Here is a 15,027-nt window from a genome sequence, read left to right as displayed (position 1 = left end):
CCGCAGGATATTTCTGCATCATTGAAGACGGTGTCGTTTCAATGATGTGCAAAGATCCCGGGGGTGAGGCCCGCGCAGGGGCAGCGCCCCCTGCGCGGGCGGTCACGCGCGCGGCGTCAGGTGTAGCCAGATGCCATCCTGGCCGCGCACGGTCAGATGCGCGACCGGCACGGGCGCGCGCCCTTCGACGGGGGCCACACGAAATTCCTTGAGGATCATTGCGAGGATCAGCGGGCCTTCGGCCATGGCAAAGCCTGCGCCGGGGCAGACGCGCGCGCCTGCCGAGAACGGGATATAGGCCGTGCGCTGGCCCTCCTTGCCGTTTTCGCTCTCCCAGCGGCCGGGGTCGAAATCGTCGGGGTTGTCCCAGATCCGTTCATGGCGGTGCAGGTGCCAGGGGCTGATCACCACCTGCGCGCCGGGCGCGACCGCGCGGTCGCGGAAGCGTTCGGGGCAGCGCGCCTCGCGCACGAACATCGGCACCGGCGGGTAGAGGCGCATCGCCTCGCGAAACACCGCGCGGGCGGTTTTCAGCCGGCTCAGGACCGAGAAATAGGGGATCTCGGGGCCGATTTCGGCGCGGGCTTCCGCGGCCACGCGGTCTTGCCACTCGGGCGCGCAGGCGAGCAGATAGAGCGACCAGGCGAGCGCCGAGGCGGAGGTTTCATGGCCTGCGAGAAAGAAGATCGCGACCTGATCGACCATTTCCTCGGTGCCGAAGGTTTCGCCGGTCTGCGGGTCGGGGGTGGTCATGATCTTGGTGGCGAGATCGTCAGGCGCGGTGCCGGCGCGGATCTCGCGGGCGCGGGCGGCGGTCAGGCTCTCGATCAGGGCGCGGATCTTGCGCGCGGTGCGTTTGGTGGCGCGGGAGTGAAAGCGCGGCACCCAGCGCGGCAGCGGCAGGAGCGCGCCGAGGTTCACCACCGGGGCGGAGCGTTGATGGGCGCGGAACTCGGCGAAGACGGCTTGGGCGGTTTCATTCTCGATCGGGATCGAGAACAGCGTGCGGAAGATCACATCGGCTGCGGCGTGTGAGGTTTCCGCCTCGATTTCAAGGGGTTCCGGGCCGATCTTCATCCTCAGCCGGGCGGTGCAGGCCTGGGCTGCATCCCACATCGCGGGGAAGGTCTCGCGTAGTTTGCCGCCCTCGAAGGCGGGGTCGATGATCCGGCGTTGGCGCGCCCAGGTCTCGCCATTGGTGATGAAGACGCTCTCGCGCAGGAGCGGTTTGAGCCCCTCGCGGATCCGGTCGGATTTCGGGAAATCCATCGGGCGCTCGCGCAGGACGAGATCGACGAGGGCGGGGTCGTTGCACAGGTAGGAGCGGAAGAACGGCGTGCGGAACTCGGCCATCCAGGCGCGGTAGAGGCGGGCGGGCTGGGCCGAGAGGATATCGGCGCGAAAGAGCCGCAGGTAGCGCCAGAGCGAGACCTTGTCGGGGCGGGCGGCGGGTTTGGGCGGGCGCGGGGTCATTCTGTCGTGGTATAGCGATTGACGGCGCGCTCAATGCGGCTTTTTGACGGGGGGCGGCCGGCGTAGCGGGCGGCGAGGGTTTTCGGCCCCGCGGTGAGGCGGAAATAATCGTAATCGCCCGGCCGGTCGAAGGCGCACAGATATTGAAAATGCAGCCGGAAGAACCGCCAGCGGAGCTCAGCCCAGCGTTCGGGCGAGAGCGTCTGGGTGAAGGCGGCGGAGAGGATAAGGGGCTGGTGCTGATCGGCGGGGGCGACGCCCGAGACCTTGACCGGGTCACAGAGCGCGAAGGCGCAGCCATCGCCGGGCGCGGTGACATCGACCCAGGCGAGCGCGCGGGTGGCGCCGAGGAAGGCCAGATCAGCGCGCAGGCGTTTGGCCGCGGGCAGGAAGCTCACCATCGGCACGACCTGGCCCAGCGTGAGGAGCGCAAGCGCCGGGCCGCCCGGCCGCGGGGGGGCTTCGCGGATCAGATCGGCGAGGATCGAGATCGCGAGATGCGCGCCCGAGCTGTGGCCGACGACGAGCACCTCGTCCCAGTCCTCGCTCAGCGCCTGCGCGATGGTGGCGCGGAATTCGGCCATCCGGGCCTCGAGCGCGGGCGGGTTGGCGCCGCCCCAGCGCGCCGAGAAGGCGTAATCATGCATCAGGTAATAGGCGTAGAAGCGCCCGTCCTGGCGGCGAAACCAGCGCAGGGTCGCCACGAAGGCCGCAAGGCCCGCCGCCGCGCCCGCGAGCCCCGCGCCGGGCAGCGGCACCTGCGCGATCAGCGCGCCGAGCGCGGCGCCGAGCCCGAGCCCGAGCGCGGCCTGCAAGAGCAGCGCGAAGATCGGGTAGAGCGCGGCGATGATAGGCCCCTTGCGCAGCCGCATCAGCCGGAAGAGCGCGCCGGTCAGGATATAGGTGGCGGCGGTGCGGGCGAGCTGGGCATAGGTCGCGCCGATCGAGGCGCCCATGCTGGCGCGCACGATATCGGACCAGACCAGCACCTCGACATCGGCCTCGGTCGCGGCGCCGTCCTGGCGGGAGGTGACATGCCAGCCATAGGGCCCGCCCGCGCGTTTGGGCGCGAGCGCGATCTCATAGCCCGAGATCGCGGCCTGGGCGGCGGCCTCCTTGCGGTAGAGCTCGCGGTAGCGGCGGGGGTGAATCGGGTCATAGCCGGGGATGTAGAACACCCGGCGGCGGCGCACGGCGGCGTGGTCTGGCGGCGGCTCTGGCTCGGTCATCGGCCCTCTCTCGGGGCCGAGATTAGGCGAGTTTTCCCGCGCGCGATAGGGGGTTAGCGCCAGCGCGCGGCATTGGCCTCGATCGCGGCAATGCGTCTGGGGGTCGCGGGGTGGCTCAGCAGCCAGGCGGGCGTGGCGCCGCGCGCGCCGCCGGTGAGCGCATCGAGTTTGGCTAAAAGCGAGATCTGCGGCGCGGCGCCGATCCCGGCCTTGATCAGGAGCGCGGTGGCGAAGGCATCGGCCTCGAATTCATCGCGCTGGCTGAGCCGCGCGGCGAGCGCCGAGGTGACGAGCCCCGCAAGCCAGGGCCCGACGCCCGGCAAGGCGCGCGCGAGCAGCGTGCCCAGCGCGAAGCGCAGCGCGTTTTGCCCGGAGAAATCGATCATCCGGCGGCGCGAATGGCCGTGGGCGACATGGCCAAGCTCATGGGCGATGACGGAGGCGAGCTCCTCGGGGGTGACGCGGCCCGCGTCGAGCGCAGCGAGAAAGCCCTGGGTCAGGAACACCCTTCCATCGGGCGCGGCGAGGCCGTTGATCGGCGCGATCCGGTAGAGATAGACCGGCACCTCGGGCAGATCGAGGGCGCGGGCGAGGCGGGCGAGCACCGGCGCGAGGCGGGGGTCGGTGAGGCGGGTGGAGTTCGCGCTGAGCTGGCGGGCGAGCGCGCGCGCGGAGAGATGCCACATCACGAGGCCGCCGAGGAGCGCGAGCAGGAGGGGCAGGAGAAGCCGGATCATGGCAGGGATATGGGGGCGCGGCGGCGGGCGGTCAAGCGGGGGGCGGCTCAGGGACGGGGGCTCTTGGCCGCGCGCCAGAGCCACCAGCCAAAGCCGAGGGCTGCGCCCGCGCCCGCCATCATGCCAAGCGCGTTGGTGGCGAGATCGGCGGCGGCTTCGAGGTTTGCGCCGAAGGTGATGCCGAGGCCGACATAGACCGAGACCCAGACGAGCTCGCCCAAGACCCCCGCGAGGGTGAAGCGCGGATGGGCAAAGCCCGAGGCGCCGGCGGCGAGGTTCACCCAGGGGCCGAGCGCGGAGAACATCCAGCGGGTGAAGAACACCGCCACAGCGCCGCGCCGCTCGAGCTGGGCCAGCGCGCCCGCGACGAGGCGGCCGCGGCGGCTCTCGGGGGCGGGCAGGAAGCGCCCGGCGCGCCGGCCGAGCCAGAAGCCGACCTGATCGCCCGAGACCGCGCCCGTGAGCGCCGCCCCCGCCACCGAGGCGAGCGCCAGATCGCCCGAGCCCACGAAGGCGCCCGAGGCGATCATCATCAGCGAAGACGGCACCGGGATCGCGAGGCAGCTCAGGAAGGTCGTGAGCCCGAGCAGCCACGGCCCCCAGACCGGCAGGAGCGTCAAGATCCAGTCGGTGAGCGCGGTCTGGCTCATTGCGGCGCGCCCGGGGCGGGCGCGTCGGGGTCGGCGCCCTCGGGCAAGGGCGCGATCTGCGGCAGCGCCCGGGTGAGCTCGTCGATCAGCACCTCGACCGGGATGCCGCGCGCGCGCGCGATATCGGCGAGGCGCTGGCGGCCCTTGCCCTCCTGCGGCGCGCCGAGCAGATCGACGAGCGCGCCATTGGGCAGATGCCAGCTGCGCGCGATATAGCCCGGCGTCATCCAGGGCTCGGGGGTCTGGCGAAGATGCGCGGGGTCGGCCCAATAGAGCGCGCGGCTGACCGTGCGGGCGCCGAAAAACACCATCAGCCCGAGCGCGAGGCCAAAGCCGATCATCGCGAGGCGCTGCTCGCGCCAGAGGCGGCGCAGCACGTTCATCCCATCGCCTTCATCGCGGCGGTGATCCCCTCGAGGGTGAGCGGATACATCCGGTCTTCGAAAATCTCGCGCACAAGCCCGATCGAGGCGGTATGGCCCCAGGCGCGCTCGGGCACCGGGTTGAGCCAGGCGTGCGCCGGCCATTGCGCGCGCGCGCGGGCAAGCCAGACATGGCCCGCCTCCTGGTTCCAATGTTCATTGGCGCCGCCGGCATGGGTGATCTCATAGGGCGACATCGACGCATCGCCCACGAAAATGCATTTGTAATCAGGCCCGTAGCGGTGAAGCACCTCGAAGGTCGGGGTCACCTCGTCCCAGCGGCGGCGGTTCGATTTCCAGACGCCCTCGTAGAGGCAATTGTGGAAATACCAATATTCGAGGTGTTTGAACTCGGCCTTGGCGGCGGAGAAGAGCTCCTCGACGAGGCGGATATGGGCATCCATCGAGCCGCCGACATCGAGAAACAGCACGACCTTGACGGCGTTGTGGCGCTCGGGGCGGGTTTTCACGTCGATATAGCCGGCCTCGGCGGTGGCGCGGATCGTGCCGGGCAGGTCGAGCTCCTCGGCGGCGCCATGGCGCGCCCAGCTGCGCAGCCGTTTGAGCGCCACCTTGATATTGCGGGTGCCGAGCTCGACATTATCGTCGAAATCGCGAAATTCTCTTTTGTCCCAGACCTTTACGGCGCGTTGGTGACGGCTTTCATGCTGGCCGATGCGCACCCCTTCGGGGTTGTAGCCATAGGCGCCGAAGGGCGAGGTGCCGCCGGTGCCGATCCATTTGTTGCCGCCCTGGTGGCGGCCCTTTTGCTCCTCGAGGCGCTGCTTGAGGGTCTCCATGAGCTTCTCGAACCCGCCCAAAGCCTCGATCTGGGCCTTTTCCTCCTCGGTCATGGTGCGCTCGACGAGCTTGCGCAGCCATTCCTCAGGCAGCGCGACGGCCTCCATCACCTCACTTGAAGAAATCGCTTCAAGGCCTTGGAAAGCCTGAGAAAAGGCGCGGTCGAAGCGGTCGAGGAAGCGCTCGTCCTTGACCAGGGTCGCGCGGGCGAAATAGTAGAAACCCTCGATGTCATAGGTGCAAAGCCCGGCCGCCAGCCCCTCGAGAAAGCTCAGATATTCGCGCAGGCTGACCGGCACGCCGCCCGCGCGGAGCTTTTCGAAAAACGGCAGGAACATCGGCCCTCCTTCGCAGCCGCGCGCCGCGGGCGGGCCCGCGGCGGCGCATCTTCGGGCCCGGGCCCGCTCAGTTCATCCGCGCCCCGGCATCGGCGAGCGCGGCGACCTCGGCCGCCCGCGCGCGCACCGCGGCATCTGAGCCAAAGCCATAGCGCGCCCATTGCGCCGAGTCGAGGCGGGCCTGCGCGGCCTCGGCGGTGTGACCGAGCGTCTCATAGGCCTCGGCGCGGATCAGGTAGAGCGTCGCCATCAGCGCAGCGTTCTCCTCCTCGAGCGCGGCCGAGAGCGAGCGGTTGACGAGCGCGATCGCGTCCTGCGCGCGGCCGGCCGAGAGGGCGAAGGCGGCGAGCTGCATGTCGACATGGGCGGCCTGGATGCCGGCGCCGGGGGTGGCGCGGTAGATCGCGCCCGCGTTGAGGAAGGCGCGCAGCGCGGTCTGCGGGTCGTCCTTCATGCTCAGCCGGCCGAGCGCGAACCAGGCAAAGCCCGCGCGGGTATCGGTCCAGCCCTGGCCCGCGGCGATCTGCACGGCCTCCTGCGCGGCGGCGGTGCGGCGCGCGCCGCGCGCCTTGGCGCCAAGCGCGCGCTCGATCGCGGCGATATAGGGGCGCGGGGTCGGGTCTTCGCGCAGCCGGGCGACGGCGCCGCCGGCGGGGTTGATGCGGGCAAAGACCTTCGGAAGCGCGGCGGCGACCTCGGGTTGGCTCATGCCGGAGCGCAGCTCGGGCGCATAGCTCGCGCGCAGGATCGTCATGTCGTAGCGGGTCAGGACGGTGTGGAAATTGTCGTCGTTCCAGACCGTGTCGGGGAGCCGGTAGAGATCGTTGAGCGGCCCGAGCGCCTGGCTGATTTCCTCATGCAGGCAGTCGCGGACCTCTTGCGGGGCGCTGTCGGAGGGCACGAAGACGGTGGCGGCGGTGCGGGTGGCGAGCGCCGCCCAATCGGCGCGCGGGGTGCGGCGGGCGGCGCGGTAATCGGCCCAGCCGGTGACATTGGGCACCACGAAACAGGCGGCGTTGGGCACCTCGGCCTGCATCTGGCGCTTGGGCACGAATTCGACGGTGATGCGGTTCGCGGCGCCCGCGCCGGTGGAGATATCGAGCCCGGCCTCGGAGCGCAGGCGGGCGACGAGGCGCTCGAGCTCGCGCGGCGCAGTGGCGGGCACCGGGCCCGAGAGGGTGATCGAGATCGGCCCCTCGAAGCGGGTGAAGCGCGGCAGGGCGCGGCCCGATTCGAGCGCGAAGCTCAGTTCGAGGAAATCGCGGGTCAGCGCCGCATTCGAGGGCAGGCCGGCGCGCGGCACCGGATCGCGCGCGCCGAGCGTCGGATCGGCGAGCGGCAGGGCGATCGCGGCCGAGGAGGCACGCGTGGTCGGCGCCTCAGGCGGCGGGGTCACCGTGCAGGCGCTCAACGCCCCGGCGAAAACGAGCCCCGAGAGGGCTTTGAGGAGGACCCCACGGCGCGCCCCGGCGGCAGAGCGCAGGGCGGCGGGGGCCCGGGCGGTCTCCGTGGCAGCGGAGACCGCCTCAGGCGGCAGACATGTGTCACGCATGGCAGTGCGTATTCCCAGGTTTGTGTCTGGAGCTTAGCCACAGAACTTTAACTTCGACTAGCAAATCTTTGGATTGTAATGAGATTTAATTGTGGCGGGGCCAGATATAGTGTCCGGCCCGCGCCGCGGACACGCCTTATTGTTGCCACAATTGGGCGCGGAAGGCGGGATTGGCGCGTTTTCCGAAACAGATTGATGCCGATCACAGCGAATCGCGCCGCCGTGATCGCGCTGGCGCGACGGGTTGTTTCCAAAACGGTGATCCGATTTTTGCCGGCGGGCGGCGCGGCGGGGGGCGGCGCGGGCGGTTTGGCGGGGGTGGGCGCGGGCCGGGGCCGGGGACGGGGACGGCGCGCGCCGGATTTGTGCGCGATCGCAAAACAAAACCCCGGAGCGCGGGGCGCTCCGGGGCAGAGTCAGGGTCAAGGCGAGGGGAAAATCGCGCGCGATTTCCCCCCTATGGGCTCAGCCGCGGCCGCGGCGGCCGCGACGCCCGCCCGCCGAGGTGGCGGCGGCCGAGGCCTCGGCGAAGGTCGCGCCCTCTTTCATCGCCTCGAGCACCTTCGAGAGCTTGATCCACTCCATCGCGTTATCGTCGTGGTTCATCAACAGGTTGGCGGCGCGGATCGCCTCCATCTCCTGCGCGCGCACCGGGTTCATGATGGCCGAGGTCATCCCCGCGCCGATCGCCATCGGCAGGAAGGCGGCGTTGACGCCATGGCGGCCGGGCAGGCCGAAGGAGATGTTCGAGGCACCGCAGGTGGTATTCACGCCGAGCTCGCTGCGCAGGCGCTGCACCAGGGTGAAGACCTGACGCCCCGCCGAGGCCATCGCGCCCACCGGCATCACCAGCGGGTCGACGACGATATCATGCGCGGGGATGCCGAAATCGGCGGCGCGCTGGACGATCTTGCGGGCGACTTCGAAGCGGACATCGGGGTCTTCCGAGATGCCGGTATCGTCGTTCGAGATCGCGACGACGGGGACGTTGTATTTCTTCACCAGCGGCAGCACGCGCTCGAGGCGCTCTTCCTCGCCGGTGACGGAGTTCAGCAGTGGCCGCCCCTCGGCCGCCTCGAGCCCCGCCTCGAGCGCGCCGGGCACCGAGCTGTCGATACAGAGCGGCACATCGACCACCGCCTGCACCCGCGCGACGAGCTCGCGCATCAGGGGCGGCTCGACGAAGTTGTTGTCGGCATAGCGCGGGTCTTCGGCCATCTTGTTGGAGAACACCGCGCCCGAGTTGATGTCGAGCACCGTCGCGCCGCAGGCCACCTGTTCGAGCGCATCGCGCTCGACGGTCGTGAAATCGCCCATCTCGAGCTCGGCGGCGAGCTTCTTGCGGCCGGTCGGGTTGATCCGCTCGCCGATCACGCAGAAGGGCTCGTCAAAGCCGATCACGACGGTCTTGGTCTTGGACTCGATTACGGTGCGGGTCATGGTCAGCCTTTCGTCTTTTCCGCGATCCAGGTCGCGTTGGCGGTGATCCCCCCGAGGGGGAAGAAATGCACATGTTCGATGCCGAAGGCCGGGTTGGCGGCCTTGTGGGCGGCAAGCTCGGCCACGAGCTCGTTCGGCTCGAAGGGCAGCAGGAGCTTGGTGACATCTTTCGCGCGTTTTTGCAGCACTTTCAGCGAGGGGCCGACGCCGCAGGAGATCGCGAATTTCAGAAGCGTTTGCAATTTCGCCGGGCCCGCCACGCCGATATGGATCGGCATCGAGATGCCCTCGGCCGCCAGCCGGTCGGCCCAGGCGATGATCGGGCCCGCCTCGAAGGCGAACTGGGTCACGATCGCCATGTCGGCATCGGTGCGGTTGGCGAAATCCTGTTTGAATTTCAGCGCGTCCATCACCACGCGGTCGCCGCCGGCGGGGTCGATGTCGCGGTTGCCTTCCGGGTGGCCGGCGACATGGAGCCGCGCGAAGCCGTTGAACGCACCCGTCTCGACGAGCTGCATCGAATTGTCGAAATCGCCCGCCGGGGTCTTCACGCCGCCGCCCAGAAGCAGCGCCTGTTGGACATCGGCCTCGCCCTTGTAGCGCGTCACCCAGTCGTTGAGCTCGGCCGCATCGCGGATCAGCCGGGCGGGGAAATGCGGCATCGGCTCGAAGCCCTCGGCGCGCAGCCGTTTCGCCGTCTCGATCATGTCCTCGATCGGCGTGCCCTCGATATGGGCGATATAGACGCGCGTGCCCTGCGGCAGGAGCGGGCGGAAATCGTCGATCTTGGCGGCGGTGCGCGGCATCACCTCGATCGAAAAACCTTCGAGGAAGGCGGTCACGGCCCCGTTGGCGGGGGTCTCTTGATCACGACGAAACTTCAACAGGGCCATTCCTCTCTCCGTCAGGCGGGCGGGGCGTTTTCCCAGCCATCGGTTGCAATCAGCGCGGCGATGCGCGCGGGCGTGTAGTCCGAGAGGATCCGGTCGAGTTCGGCATCCGCCGCCTGGGCCTCGTCGCCGGGGCGTTCGCCCATCGCGACCTTGCGCCATTCGGCGAGATAGGCATCGCTGTCGCGCGCCCCCACTTTCATCGCGCAGCGGTCGATGGCTTGCTCGAACCGCTCGGGCAGCGCGCGTTTGGCGCCGCGCCGGCCTTTGCCTGCGATGATCTGCGCGGGGATGTCGCGCCAGAAGACGATGGTGATCTCGGCCATGTGATTCCCTCCTGATCCACAGATACGCCCGCGAGCGACCTGCCCGATGACGAATTTCGACATTTGGCGAGGGGTTGGCGACCTCGCGTCAGATGCTTAGCGGGCGGCGCGGCGCGGCGCTACCGGGGCGGAGTGGAAAAATCCGCACCAAGATCATGAGCGCGGCTCATGCGGGGGGCGAGGCGGGCTAAATCTGCGGTTGATTCGGCGCCGCGGCGAGAGGCGGATGCGGCGGCGCGGCATTTACGGGCAAATATCGGGCGCGCGGGGCCGGTTTGGCGGGGCGAGGCCCGTAAAACTTGCGGCAAATCAATTCTGCACATGCAAAATTATGCTAATGTTTACATTGTTGACCCAAGCTAATGGAGGACAGACATGGGAACGATGAAGAAGGATTTGATCGGCGGTTTGCCGATGCCGGGTCTTGATATGGCGATGTTCCTGCGCCCGCAGGTGCGCATGGCCGAGGCTCTGCTCAAGCAAAACGTCGAGGTGCTCGATTTCCTGAAGGTGCGGTTCGAGAGGGACCGGGCGCTGATGGGCGAGCTGGCGAAGGCTGCCGACCCGCAGGAAGCGATGGCGATCTGGTCGGGGTTCTGGCAAGGCGCGCTCGGGGATTATGCGAGCGAAACCAACAAGCTCGCGGCTGCGGTGACGGAAATCGCCGAACAGGCCGTGCGCACGGCGACCGAGGAGGGGGCGGCCCTCACCAAGGTCATGACGCCGGTGACGAAAGCCGACTGAACTTACCGGGCGGGCGAACCGCCCGCCACAGGAGACGAGACGAATGAGCGATAAAGCCCCGAAAGCGCGCGCGTCGCGCGCCAAGGTTTCGGCTGCGGTTTCGGCCGCGGCCGATGAGGTGATCGAGGCCAAGCCGGCCCGCGCGCCGCGCAAGGCCGCGCAGGCCGAGACGGTGGGGCTCAAGACCGAGCCCAAGACCAGCCTGCCGGTGCCGGTGATGGCGGCGATGGGGGAGACGGCCGAGAAGAAGGCCGCCGAGGAGGCCTTCATCAGCCTCGACCGCTATGTCCATGCCTTGATGGGCAAAACCGGCGGCGGGCTGTCGCCGATCTCGCTCGCGCTCGCCTATGGCGACTGGGCCGCGCATCTGGCGATCAGCCCGGGCAAACAGGCCGAGCTCGTGTGGAAATCGGCCCGCAAATGGCAGCGTCTGGCGGCCGAGATGATGTGTCAGCTCTCGGGCGGGGCGGGCGATGGCTGCGTGCAGCCGCTCAAGCAGGACCGCCGCTTCGCGGGCCCCGAATGGCTGCGCTTCCCGTTCTCGCTCTATTCGCAAAGCTTCCTGCTCTCGCAGCAATGGTGGCACAATGCGACGACCGATATTCACGGCGTCGAGGACCGGCATGAGAAGATCGTCGAGTTCTACGGGCGGCAGATGCTCGACATGTTCTCGCCCTCGAACTTCCTCGCGACGAACCCGCTCCTGATCCAGAAGACCCTCGAGGAGGGCGGGCGCAACCTCGTGCGCGGCGCGCAGTTCTTCGCCGAGGATGCGATGAAGCAGGTCACCGGCCAGACCGCGGTGAAGCCCGAGATGACGCCGGGGGTCGAGGTCGCGCTGACGCCGGGCAAGGTGGTGTTCCGCAACCGGCTGATCGAGCTGATCCAATATGCGCCGACGACGGCGAGCGTGCATTCGGTGCCGCTGCTGATCGTGCCGGCCTGGATCATGAAATACTATATTCTCGATCTCACGCCGCCCGAATCGATGATCAAATGGCTCGTCGATCAGGGCTTCAGCGTGTTCTGCATCAGCTGGAAGAACCCCGATGAGGGCGACCGCGATCTGGGCTTTGACGATTATCGTCAGCTCGGCGTGATGGCGGCGATCGATGCGATCACGGCGATCACCGGCGCGCCGAAGGTGCATGGGCTGGGCTATTGCCTCGGCGGCACGCTTCTGTCGGTGACGGCGGCGACGATGGCGCGCGATGGCGATGAGCGGCTGGCCTCGCTGACGATGCTCGCCGCGCAGGTCGATTTCACCGAAGCGGGGGAGCTCTCGCTCTTCACCAACGAAGATCAGCTCTCGCTGATCGAGGACATGATGTGGGAAGAGGGGTTCCTCGAGAAAGAGGCGATGGCCGGCACCTTCTCGATGCTGAAATCGCAAGACCTCGTCTGGTCGAAGATCGTGCGCGAATACATGCTGGGCGAGCGCGAGGCGCCGTCTTCGCTCGGTGCCTGGAGCCATGACGCGACGCGGATGCCCTACAAGATGCATTCGGAATATCTGCGCAAGTTGTTCCTGAACAATGACTTGGCGGATGGCCGGATGGAATCGGGCGGCGCGCATATCTATCTGCAGGACATCTCGGCCCCGGTCTTTGCGGTGGCGACCGAGCATGACCATATCGCGCCGTGGAATTCGGTCTTCAAGCTCACCTATCTGATGCATTCGCCGGTGACCTTCGCGCTGGTGTCGGGCGGGCACAACACCGGGATCGTGGCGCCTCCGGGCAGCCCGCGGGCGAAATACAAGATGATGGCGCATGAGCAGGGTCGCGCGCATCCGGGGCCGAAGGAATGGGCGGCGAGCGTGCCGAAGGTGACGGGCTCGTGGTGGCAGCCCTGGGCCGAGTGGCTGCGCGGCACGGGCGTTGCGGCCGGGGGGGCGGAGATTGCGCCGCCGGCGATGGGCAATGTCGAGGCCGGGTTTGCGCCGCTCGAGGCGGCGCCGGGCAGCTATGTGCTGATGGAGTGATCGGCGGCGGGCGCCGGGGCTCTGCCCCGGACCCCGGGATATTTCTGGCAAGATGAAAGGGCGGGGCTTTGGCTCCGCCCTTTCCTTATCGGCCTTTCCAGATCCAGCCGCCGCCGAGGATCCGCGAGCCGCCGGTTTCGTAGAAGACGCAGGCCTGGCCGGGGCTGACGCCCTCTTCGGGGGCGAGGAGCTCGACCTCGGCCTCGGTGGCCGAGAGCGGGCGCAAGATCGCTTCGCGCGGCGGGCGCGTCGAGCGGATGCGCACCGAGACATGCCATTCGGGGCGGCTGTCGAACGGGGTGTCGCCGAGCCAGTTGATCTCGCGCACGGGCACGGTGCGGGTGGCGAGCGCCTCTTTCGGGCCGACGATCACGCGGCGGGTGTCGGGATCGAGTTTGACGACGTAGAGCGGCTCGCCAAGGCCGCCGATGCCGAGCCCGCGGCGCTGGCCGATCGTGTAATGGATCACGCCGCGGTGTTGGCCGAGCACATTGCCCGCCAGATCGACGATTTCGCCGGGGTCGGCCGCGCCGGGGCGCAGTTTCTCGATCACCGAGGCGTAATTGCCGTTGGGGACGAAGCAGATATCCTGGCTGTCGGGCTTGTCGGCGACGGCGAGGCCGTATTTGGCGGCGAGCGCCCGGGTCTCGGCTTTCGAGGCGAGGTGGCCGAGGGGGAAGCGCAGATAGGCGAGCTGTTCGGGGGTGGTCGAGAACAGGAAATAGCTCTGGTCGCGGTTGGCGTCGGCGGCGCAATGCAGCTCGGGGCCGTTCGGGCCGAGCTTGCGCTGGATGTAATGGCCCGTCGCCATGCAATCGGCCTCGAGATCCTTGGCGGTTTCGAGCAGATCCTTGAATTTCACCCGCTCGTTGCAGCGGATGCAGGGCACCGGCGTCGCCCCGCCGAGATAGGCGTCGGCAAATTCCTCGATCACCGCCTCGCGGAAGGTGTTCTCGTAATCGAGCACGTAATGCGGAAAGCCCATCGTCTCGGCGACGCGGCGGGCATCGTGGATATCCTGGCCCGCGCAGCAGGCGCCCTTTTTCGCCAGCGCCGCGCCGTGGTCGTAAAGCTGCAGCGTCACGCCGACGACATCATAGCCTTCCTCGGCGAGTTGCGCGGCCACGACCGAGCTGTCGACGCCCCCCGACATCGCGACGACGACGCGGGTTTCGCTCGGCGGCTTGGCGAAACCGAGCGAATTGACAGGGATTTCCTTACGCATCTGAAGGGTCCTTTAACCAGAACCGCAGGAATATAGGAAAATCCGAACTACTCACAACCCCGCGTTTCACCCGTCGTTAAGGCGATCGCGCCATTCTTGGGCCAGAAAGACGAAGGGGTGTGCCCATGTATCTCAAGAAAGTCGATGGACCGCGGGCGGTTACGCTTCCCGATGGCACGATTCTCACCCGTGCGGACCTGCCGCCGAAGGAAACGCGTCGCTGGGTGGCGAGCCGCAAGGCCACGCTCGTGCACGCGGTGGCCTATGGTTTGATTCCCCGCTCCGAGGTGCTCGAGCGCTATGATCTCTCCGAGGAGGAGTTCGATCTGTGGAGCGAGGCGATCCAGAAACATGGAATCGCGGGGCTCAAGGTCACGGCGATTCAGAAATATAGACAACTTTAAGTTGCAAAGTAAGTAAATGCTGCGAGAGTAACTGGGTGTTAACCATTTGGTGCAAGTCTCGATGGTGATCGAGGGATTAATGCGGAGAACCCAGGATGCGGATTTTGTTGGTGGAGGACGACCCTACGACCTCGCGCAGCATTGAGCTTATGCTCACGCATGCGAACTTGAACGTCTATTGCACCGATCTTGGCGAAGAAGGCATCGACCTCGCCAAGCTCTATGATTACGACCTGATCTTGCTGGATCTGAACCTGCCGGACATGAACGGGCATGAGGTTCTCCGGCAATTGCGCCTCGCGCGGGTCGATACGCCGATCCTGATCCTGACCGGGGCCGACGACACCGAGAACAAGATCAAGGGCTTCGGATTCGGCGCCGATGATTACATGACGAAACCCTTCCACCGCGAAGAGCTCGTCGCGCGCATCCATGCGATCATCCGCCGCTCGAAGGGGCATGCCCAATCGGTGATCCGCACCGGCAAGATCTCGGTCAACCTGGACGCGAAAACCGTCGAGGTCGAAGGCAAACCCGTGCATCTGACCGGCAAGGAATATCAGATGCTCGAGCTCTTGTCGCTGCGCAAGGGCACCACGCTCACCAAGGAGATGTTCCTCAACCATCTCTACGGCGGCATGGATGAGCCCGAGCTCAAGATCATCGACGTGTTCATCTGCAAGCTTCGCAAGAAACTCGCGGAAGTGACCGGCGGCGAGAATTACATCGAGACCGTCTGGGGCCGCGGCTATGTGCTGCGCGATCCCGATCCGGGCGAGATGGAGCGTCGCGTCGCGATCGGCGCCTGATCT

The 15,027-nt window shown here is 67.6% G+C and carries 15 protein-coding genes; 4 read left to right on the top strand and 11 right to left on the bottom strand.

Going from position 1 to position 15,027, the window contains the following annotated elements:
- Nucleotides 1–102 precede the first annotated feature (102 nt).
- The 10 genes from LPB142_RS10135 to LPB142_RS10090 form a co-directional block, all read right to left on the bottom strand.
- The gene (locus LPB142_RS10135; protein WP_071166304.1) at nucleotides 103–1,473 is read right to left on the bottom strand and encodes a cytochrome P450; all 1,371 of its coding nucleotides are present in this window, start codon (nucleotides 1,471–1,473) and stop codon (nucleotides 103–105) included.
- Nucleotides 1,470–2,702, bottom strand: coding sequence for an alpha/beta hydrolase family protein (locus LPB142_RS10130; protein WP_071166303.1), 1,233 nt, complete (start codon nucleotides 2,700–2,702; stop codon nucleotides 1,470–1,472). Before LPB142_RS10130 ends, LPB142_RS10135 begins: the two co-directional genes overlap by 4 nt.
- A gap of 53 nt (nucleotides 2,703–2,755) precedes the next feature.
- Nucleotides 2,756–3,439 carry a M48 family metallopeptidase gene (locus LPB142_RS10125; RefSeq protein WP_071166302.1) on the bottom strand — a complete coding sequence of 228 codons (684 nt, stop codon included), beginning with the start codon at nucleotides 3,437–3,439 and terminating at the stop codon, nucleotides 2,756–2,758.
- A gap of 47 nt (nucleotides 3,440–3,486) precedes the next feature.
- Complete coding sequence (locus LPB142_RS10120) at nucleotides 3,487–4,089, bottom strand: DedA family protein (RefSeq protein WP_071166301.1); 603 nt, start codon at nucleotides 4,087–4,089, stop codon at nucleotides 3,487–3,489.
- Complete coding sequence (locus tag LPB142_RS10115; protein WP_071166300.1) at nucleotides 4,086–4,472, bottom strand: hypothetical protein; 387 nt, start codon at nucleotides 4,470–4,472, stop codon at nucleotides 4,086–4,088. Before LPB142_RS10115 ends, LPB142_RS10120 begins: the two co-directional genes overlap by 4 nt.
- Nucleotides 4,469–5,650 carry a vWA domain-containing protein gene (locus LPB142_RS10110; RefSeq protein ID WP_071166299.1) on the bottom strand — a complete coding sequence of 394 codons (1,182 nt, stop codon included), beginning with the start codon at nucleotides 5,648–5,650 and terminating at the stop codon, nucleotides 4,469–4,471. Before LPB142_RS10110 ends, LPB142_RS10115 begins: the two co-directional genes overlap by 4 nt.
- A gap of 67 nt (nucleotides 5,651–5,717) precedes the next feature.
- Nucleotides 5,718–7,202, bottom strand: coding sequence for a DUF2927 domain-containing protein (locus tag LPB142_RS10105; protein ID WP_083392660.1), 1,485 nt, complete (start codon nucleotides 7,200–7,202; stop codon nucleotides 5,718–5,720).
- Between the two features lie 465 nt (nucleotides 7,203–7,667).
- On the bottom strand, nucleotides 7,668–8,642 hold the full coding sequence (locus LPB142_RS10100; protein ID WP_071166297.1) for a methyltetrahydrofolate cobalamin methyltransferase: 975 nt from the start codon (nucleotides 8,640–8,642) through the stop codon (nucleotides 7,668–7,670).
- A 2-nt stretch (nucleotides 8,643–8,644) separates the two neighbouring features.
- On the bottom strand, nucleotides 8,645–9,535 hold the full coding sequence (locus tag LPB142_RS10095) for a methylenetetrahydrofolate reductase (protein WP_071166296.1): 891 nt from the start codon (nucleotides 9,533–9,535) through the stop codon (nucleotides 8,645–8,647).
- Between the two features lie 11 nt (nucleotides 9,536–9,546).
- Nucleotides 9,547–9,858 (bottom strand): virulence factor, encoded by a 312-nt coding sequence (locus LPB142_RS10090; protein WP_071166295.1) that lies wholly within the window; start codon nucleotides 9,856–9,858, stop codon nucleotides 9,547–9,549.
- A 375-nt stretch (nucleotides 9,859–10,233) separates the two neighbouring features.
- On the opposite strand from LPB142_RS10090, the gene LPB142_RS10085 reads away from it, so the two are divergent.
- Both LPB142_RS10085 and LPB142_RS10080 read left to right on the top strand, forming a co-directional pair.
- On the top strand, nucleotides 10,234–10,602 hold the full coding sequence (locus LPB142_RS10085; protein ID WP_071166294.1) for a phasin family protein: 369 nt from the start codon (nucleotides 10,234–10,236) through the stop codon (nucleotides 10,600–10,602).
- A gap of 43 nt (nucleotides 10,603–10,645) precedes the next feature.
- On the top strand, nucleotides 10,646–12,586 hold the full coding sequence (locus LPB142_RS10080) for a PHA/PHB synthase family protein (RefSeq protein WP_083392659.1): 1,941 nt from the start codon (nucleotides 10,646–10,648) through the stop codon (nucleotides 12,584–12,586).
- 85 nt (nucleotides 12,587–12,671) lie between these two features.
- Here the strand turns inward: LPB142_RS10080 and mnmA are convergent, their stop codons facing one another.
- Nucleotides 12,672–13,811, bottom strand: coding sequence for a tRNA 2-thiouridine(34) synthase MnmA (gene mnmA / locus LPB142_RS10075; RefSeq protein ID WP_071166293.1), 1,140 nt, complete (start codon nucleotides 13,809–13,811; stop codon nucleotides 12,672–12,674).
- A 125-nt stretch (nucleotides 13,812–13,936) separates the two neighbouring features.
- On the opposite strand from mnmA, the gene sciP reads away from it, so the two are divergent.
- Together sciP and ctrA are read left to right on the top strand one after the other, a co-directional pair.
- The gene (gene sciP / locus LPB142_RS10070) at nucleotides 13,937–14,215 is read left to right on the top strand and encodes a CtrA inhibitor SciP (RefSeq protein ID WP_068767008.1); all 279 of its coding nucleotides are present in this window, start codon (nucleotides 13,937–13,939) and stop codon (nucleotides 14,213–14,215) included.
- Between the two features lie 95 nt (nucleotides 14,216–14,310).
- The gene (gene ctrA / locus LPB142_RS10065) at nucleotides 14,311–15,024 is read left to right on the top strand and encodes a response regulator transcription factor CtrA (RefSeq protein ID WP_068767007.1); all 714 of its coding nucleotides are present in this window, start codon (nucleotides 14,311–14,313) and stop codon (nucleotides 15,022–15,024) included.
- Nucleotides 15,025–15,027: the final 3 nt, after the last annotated feature.

This window comes from Rhodobacter xanthinilyticus, assembly GCF_001856665.1.
In the GTDB taxonomy this organism is placed as follows: Bacteria; Pseudomonadota; Alphaproteobacteria; order Rhodobacterales; family Rhodobacteraceae; genus Rhodobacter; species Rhodobacter xanthinilyticus.
The sequence above is the reverse complement of the archived record's forward strand: the minus strand, read 5'-3'. Positions and strand labels throughout refer to the sequence as shown.

Bases quoted from the DNA above. Each gene is read 5' to 3' on its own strand.
- LPB142_RS10105 (WP_083392660.1), bottom strand. From the start codon at position 7,202: ATGCGTGACACATGTCTGCCGCCTGAGGCGGTCTCCGCTGCCACGGAG.
- LPB142_RS10090 (WP_071166295.1), bottom strand. From the start codon at position 9,858: ATGGCCGAGATCACCATCGTCTTCTGGCGCGACATCCCCGCGCAGATC.
- LPB142_RS10125 (WP_071166302.1), bottom strand. From the start codon at position 3,439: ATGATCCGGCTTCTCCTGCCCCTCCTGCTCGCGCTCCTCGGCGGCCTC.
- LPB142_RS10110 (WP_071166299.1), bottom strand. From the start codon at position 5,650: ATGTTCCTGCCGTTTTTCGAAAAGCTCCGCGCGGGCGGCGTGCCGGTC.
- LPB142_RS10095 (WP_071166296.1), bottom strand. From the start codon at position 9,535: ATGGCCCTGTTGAAGTTTCGTCGTGATCAAGAGACCCCCGCCAACGGG.
- sciP (WP_068767008.1), top strand. From the start codon at position 13,937: ATGTATCTCAAGAAAGTCGATGGACCGCGGGCGGTTACGCTTCCCGAT.
- LPB142_RS10100 (WP_071166297.1), bottom strand. From the start codon at position 8,642: ATGACCCGCACCGTAATCGAGTCCAAGACCAAGACCGTCGTGATCGGC.
- LPB142_RS10135 (WP_071166304.1), bottom strand. From the start codon at position 1,473: ATGACCCCGCGCCCGCCCAAACCCGCCGCCCGCCCCGACAAGGTCTCG.
- LPB142_RS10115 (WP_071166300.1), bottom strand. From the start codon at position 4,472: ATGAACGTGCTGCGCCGCCTCTGGCGCGAGCAGCGCCTCGCGATGATC.
- LPB142_RS10080 (WP_083392659.1), top strand. From the start codon at position 10,646: ATGAGCGATAAAGCCCCGAAAGCGCGCGCGTCGCGCGCCAAGGTTTCG.
- LPB142_RS10085 (WP_071166294.1), top strand. From the start codon at position 10,234: ATGGGAACGATGAAGAAGGATTTGATCGGCGGTTTGCCGATGCCGGGT.
- ctrA (WP_068767007.1), top strand. From the start codon at position 14,311: ATGCGGATTTTGTTGGTGGAGGACGACCCTACGACCTCGCGCAGCATT.
- mnmA (WP_071166293.1), bottom strand. From the start codon at position 13,811: ATGCGTAAGGAAATCCCTGTCAATTCGCTCGGTTTCGCCAAGCCGCCG.
- LPB142_RS10120 (WP_071166301.1), bottom strand. From the start codon at position 4,089: ATGAGCCAGACCGCGCTCACCGACTGGATCTTGACGCTCCTGCCGGTC.
- LPB142_RS10130 (WP_071166303.1), bottom strand. From the start codon at position 2,702: ATGACCGAGCCAGAGCCGCCGCCAGACCACGCCGCCGTGCGCCGCCGC.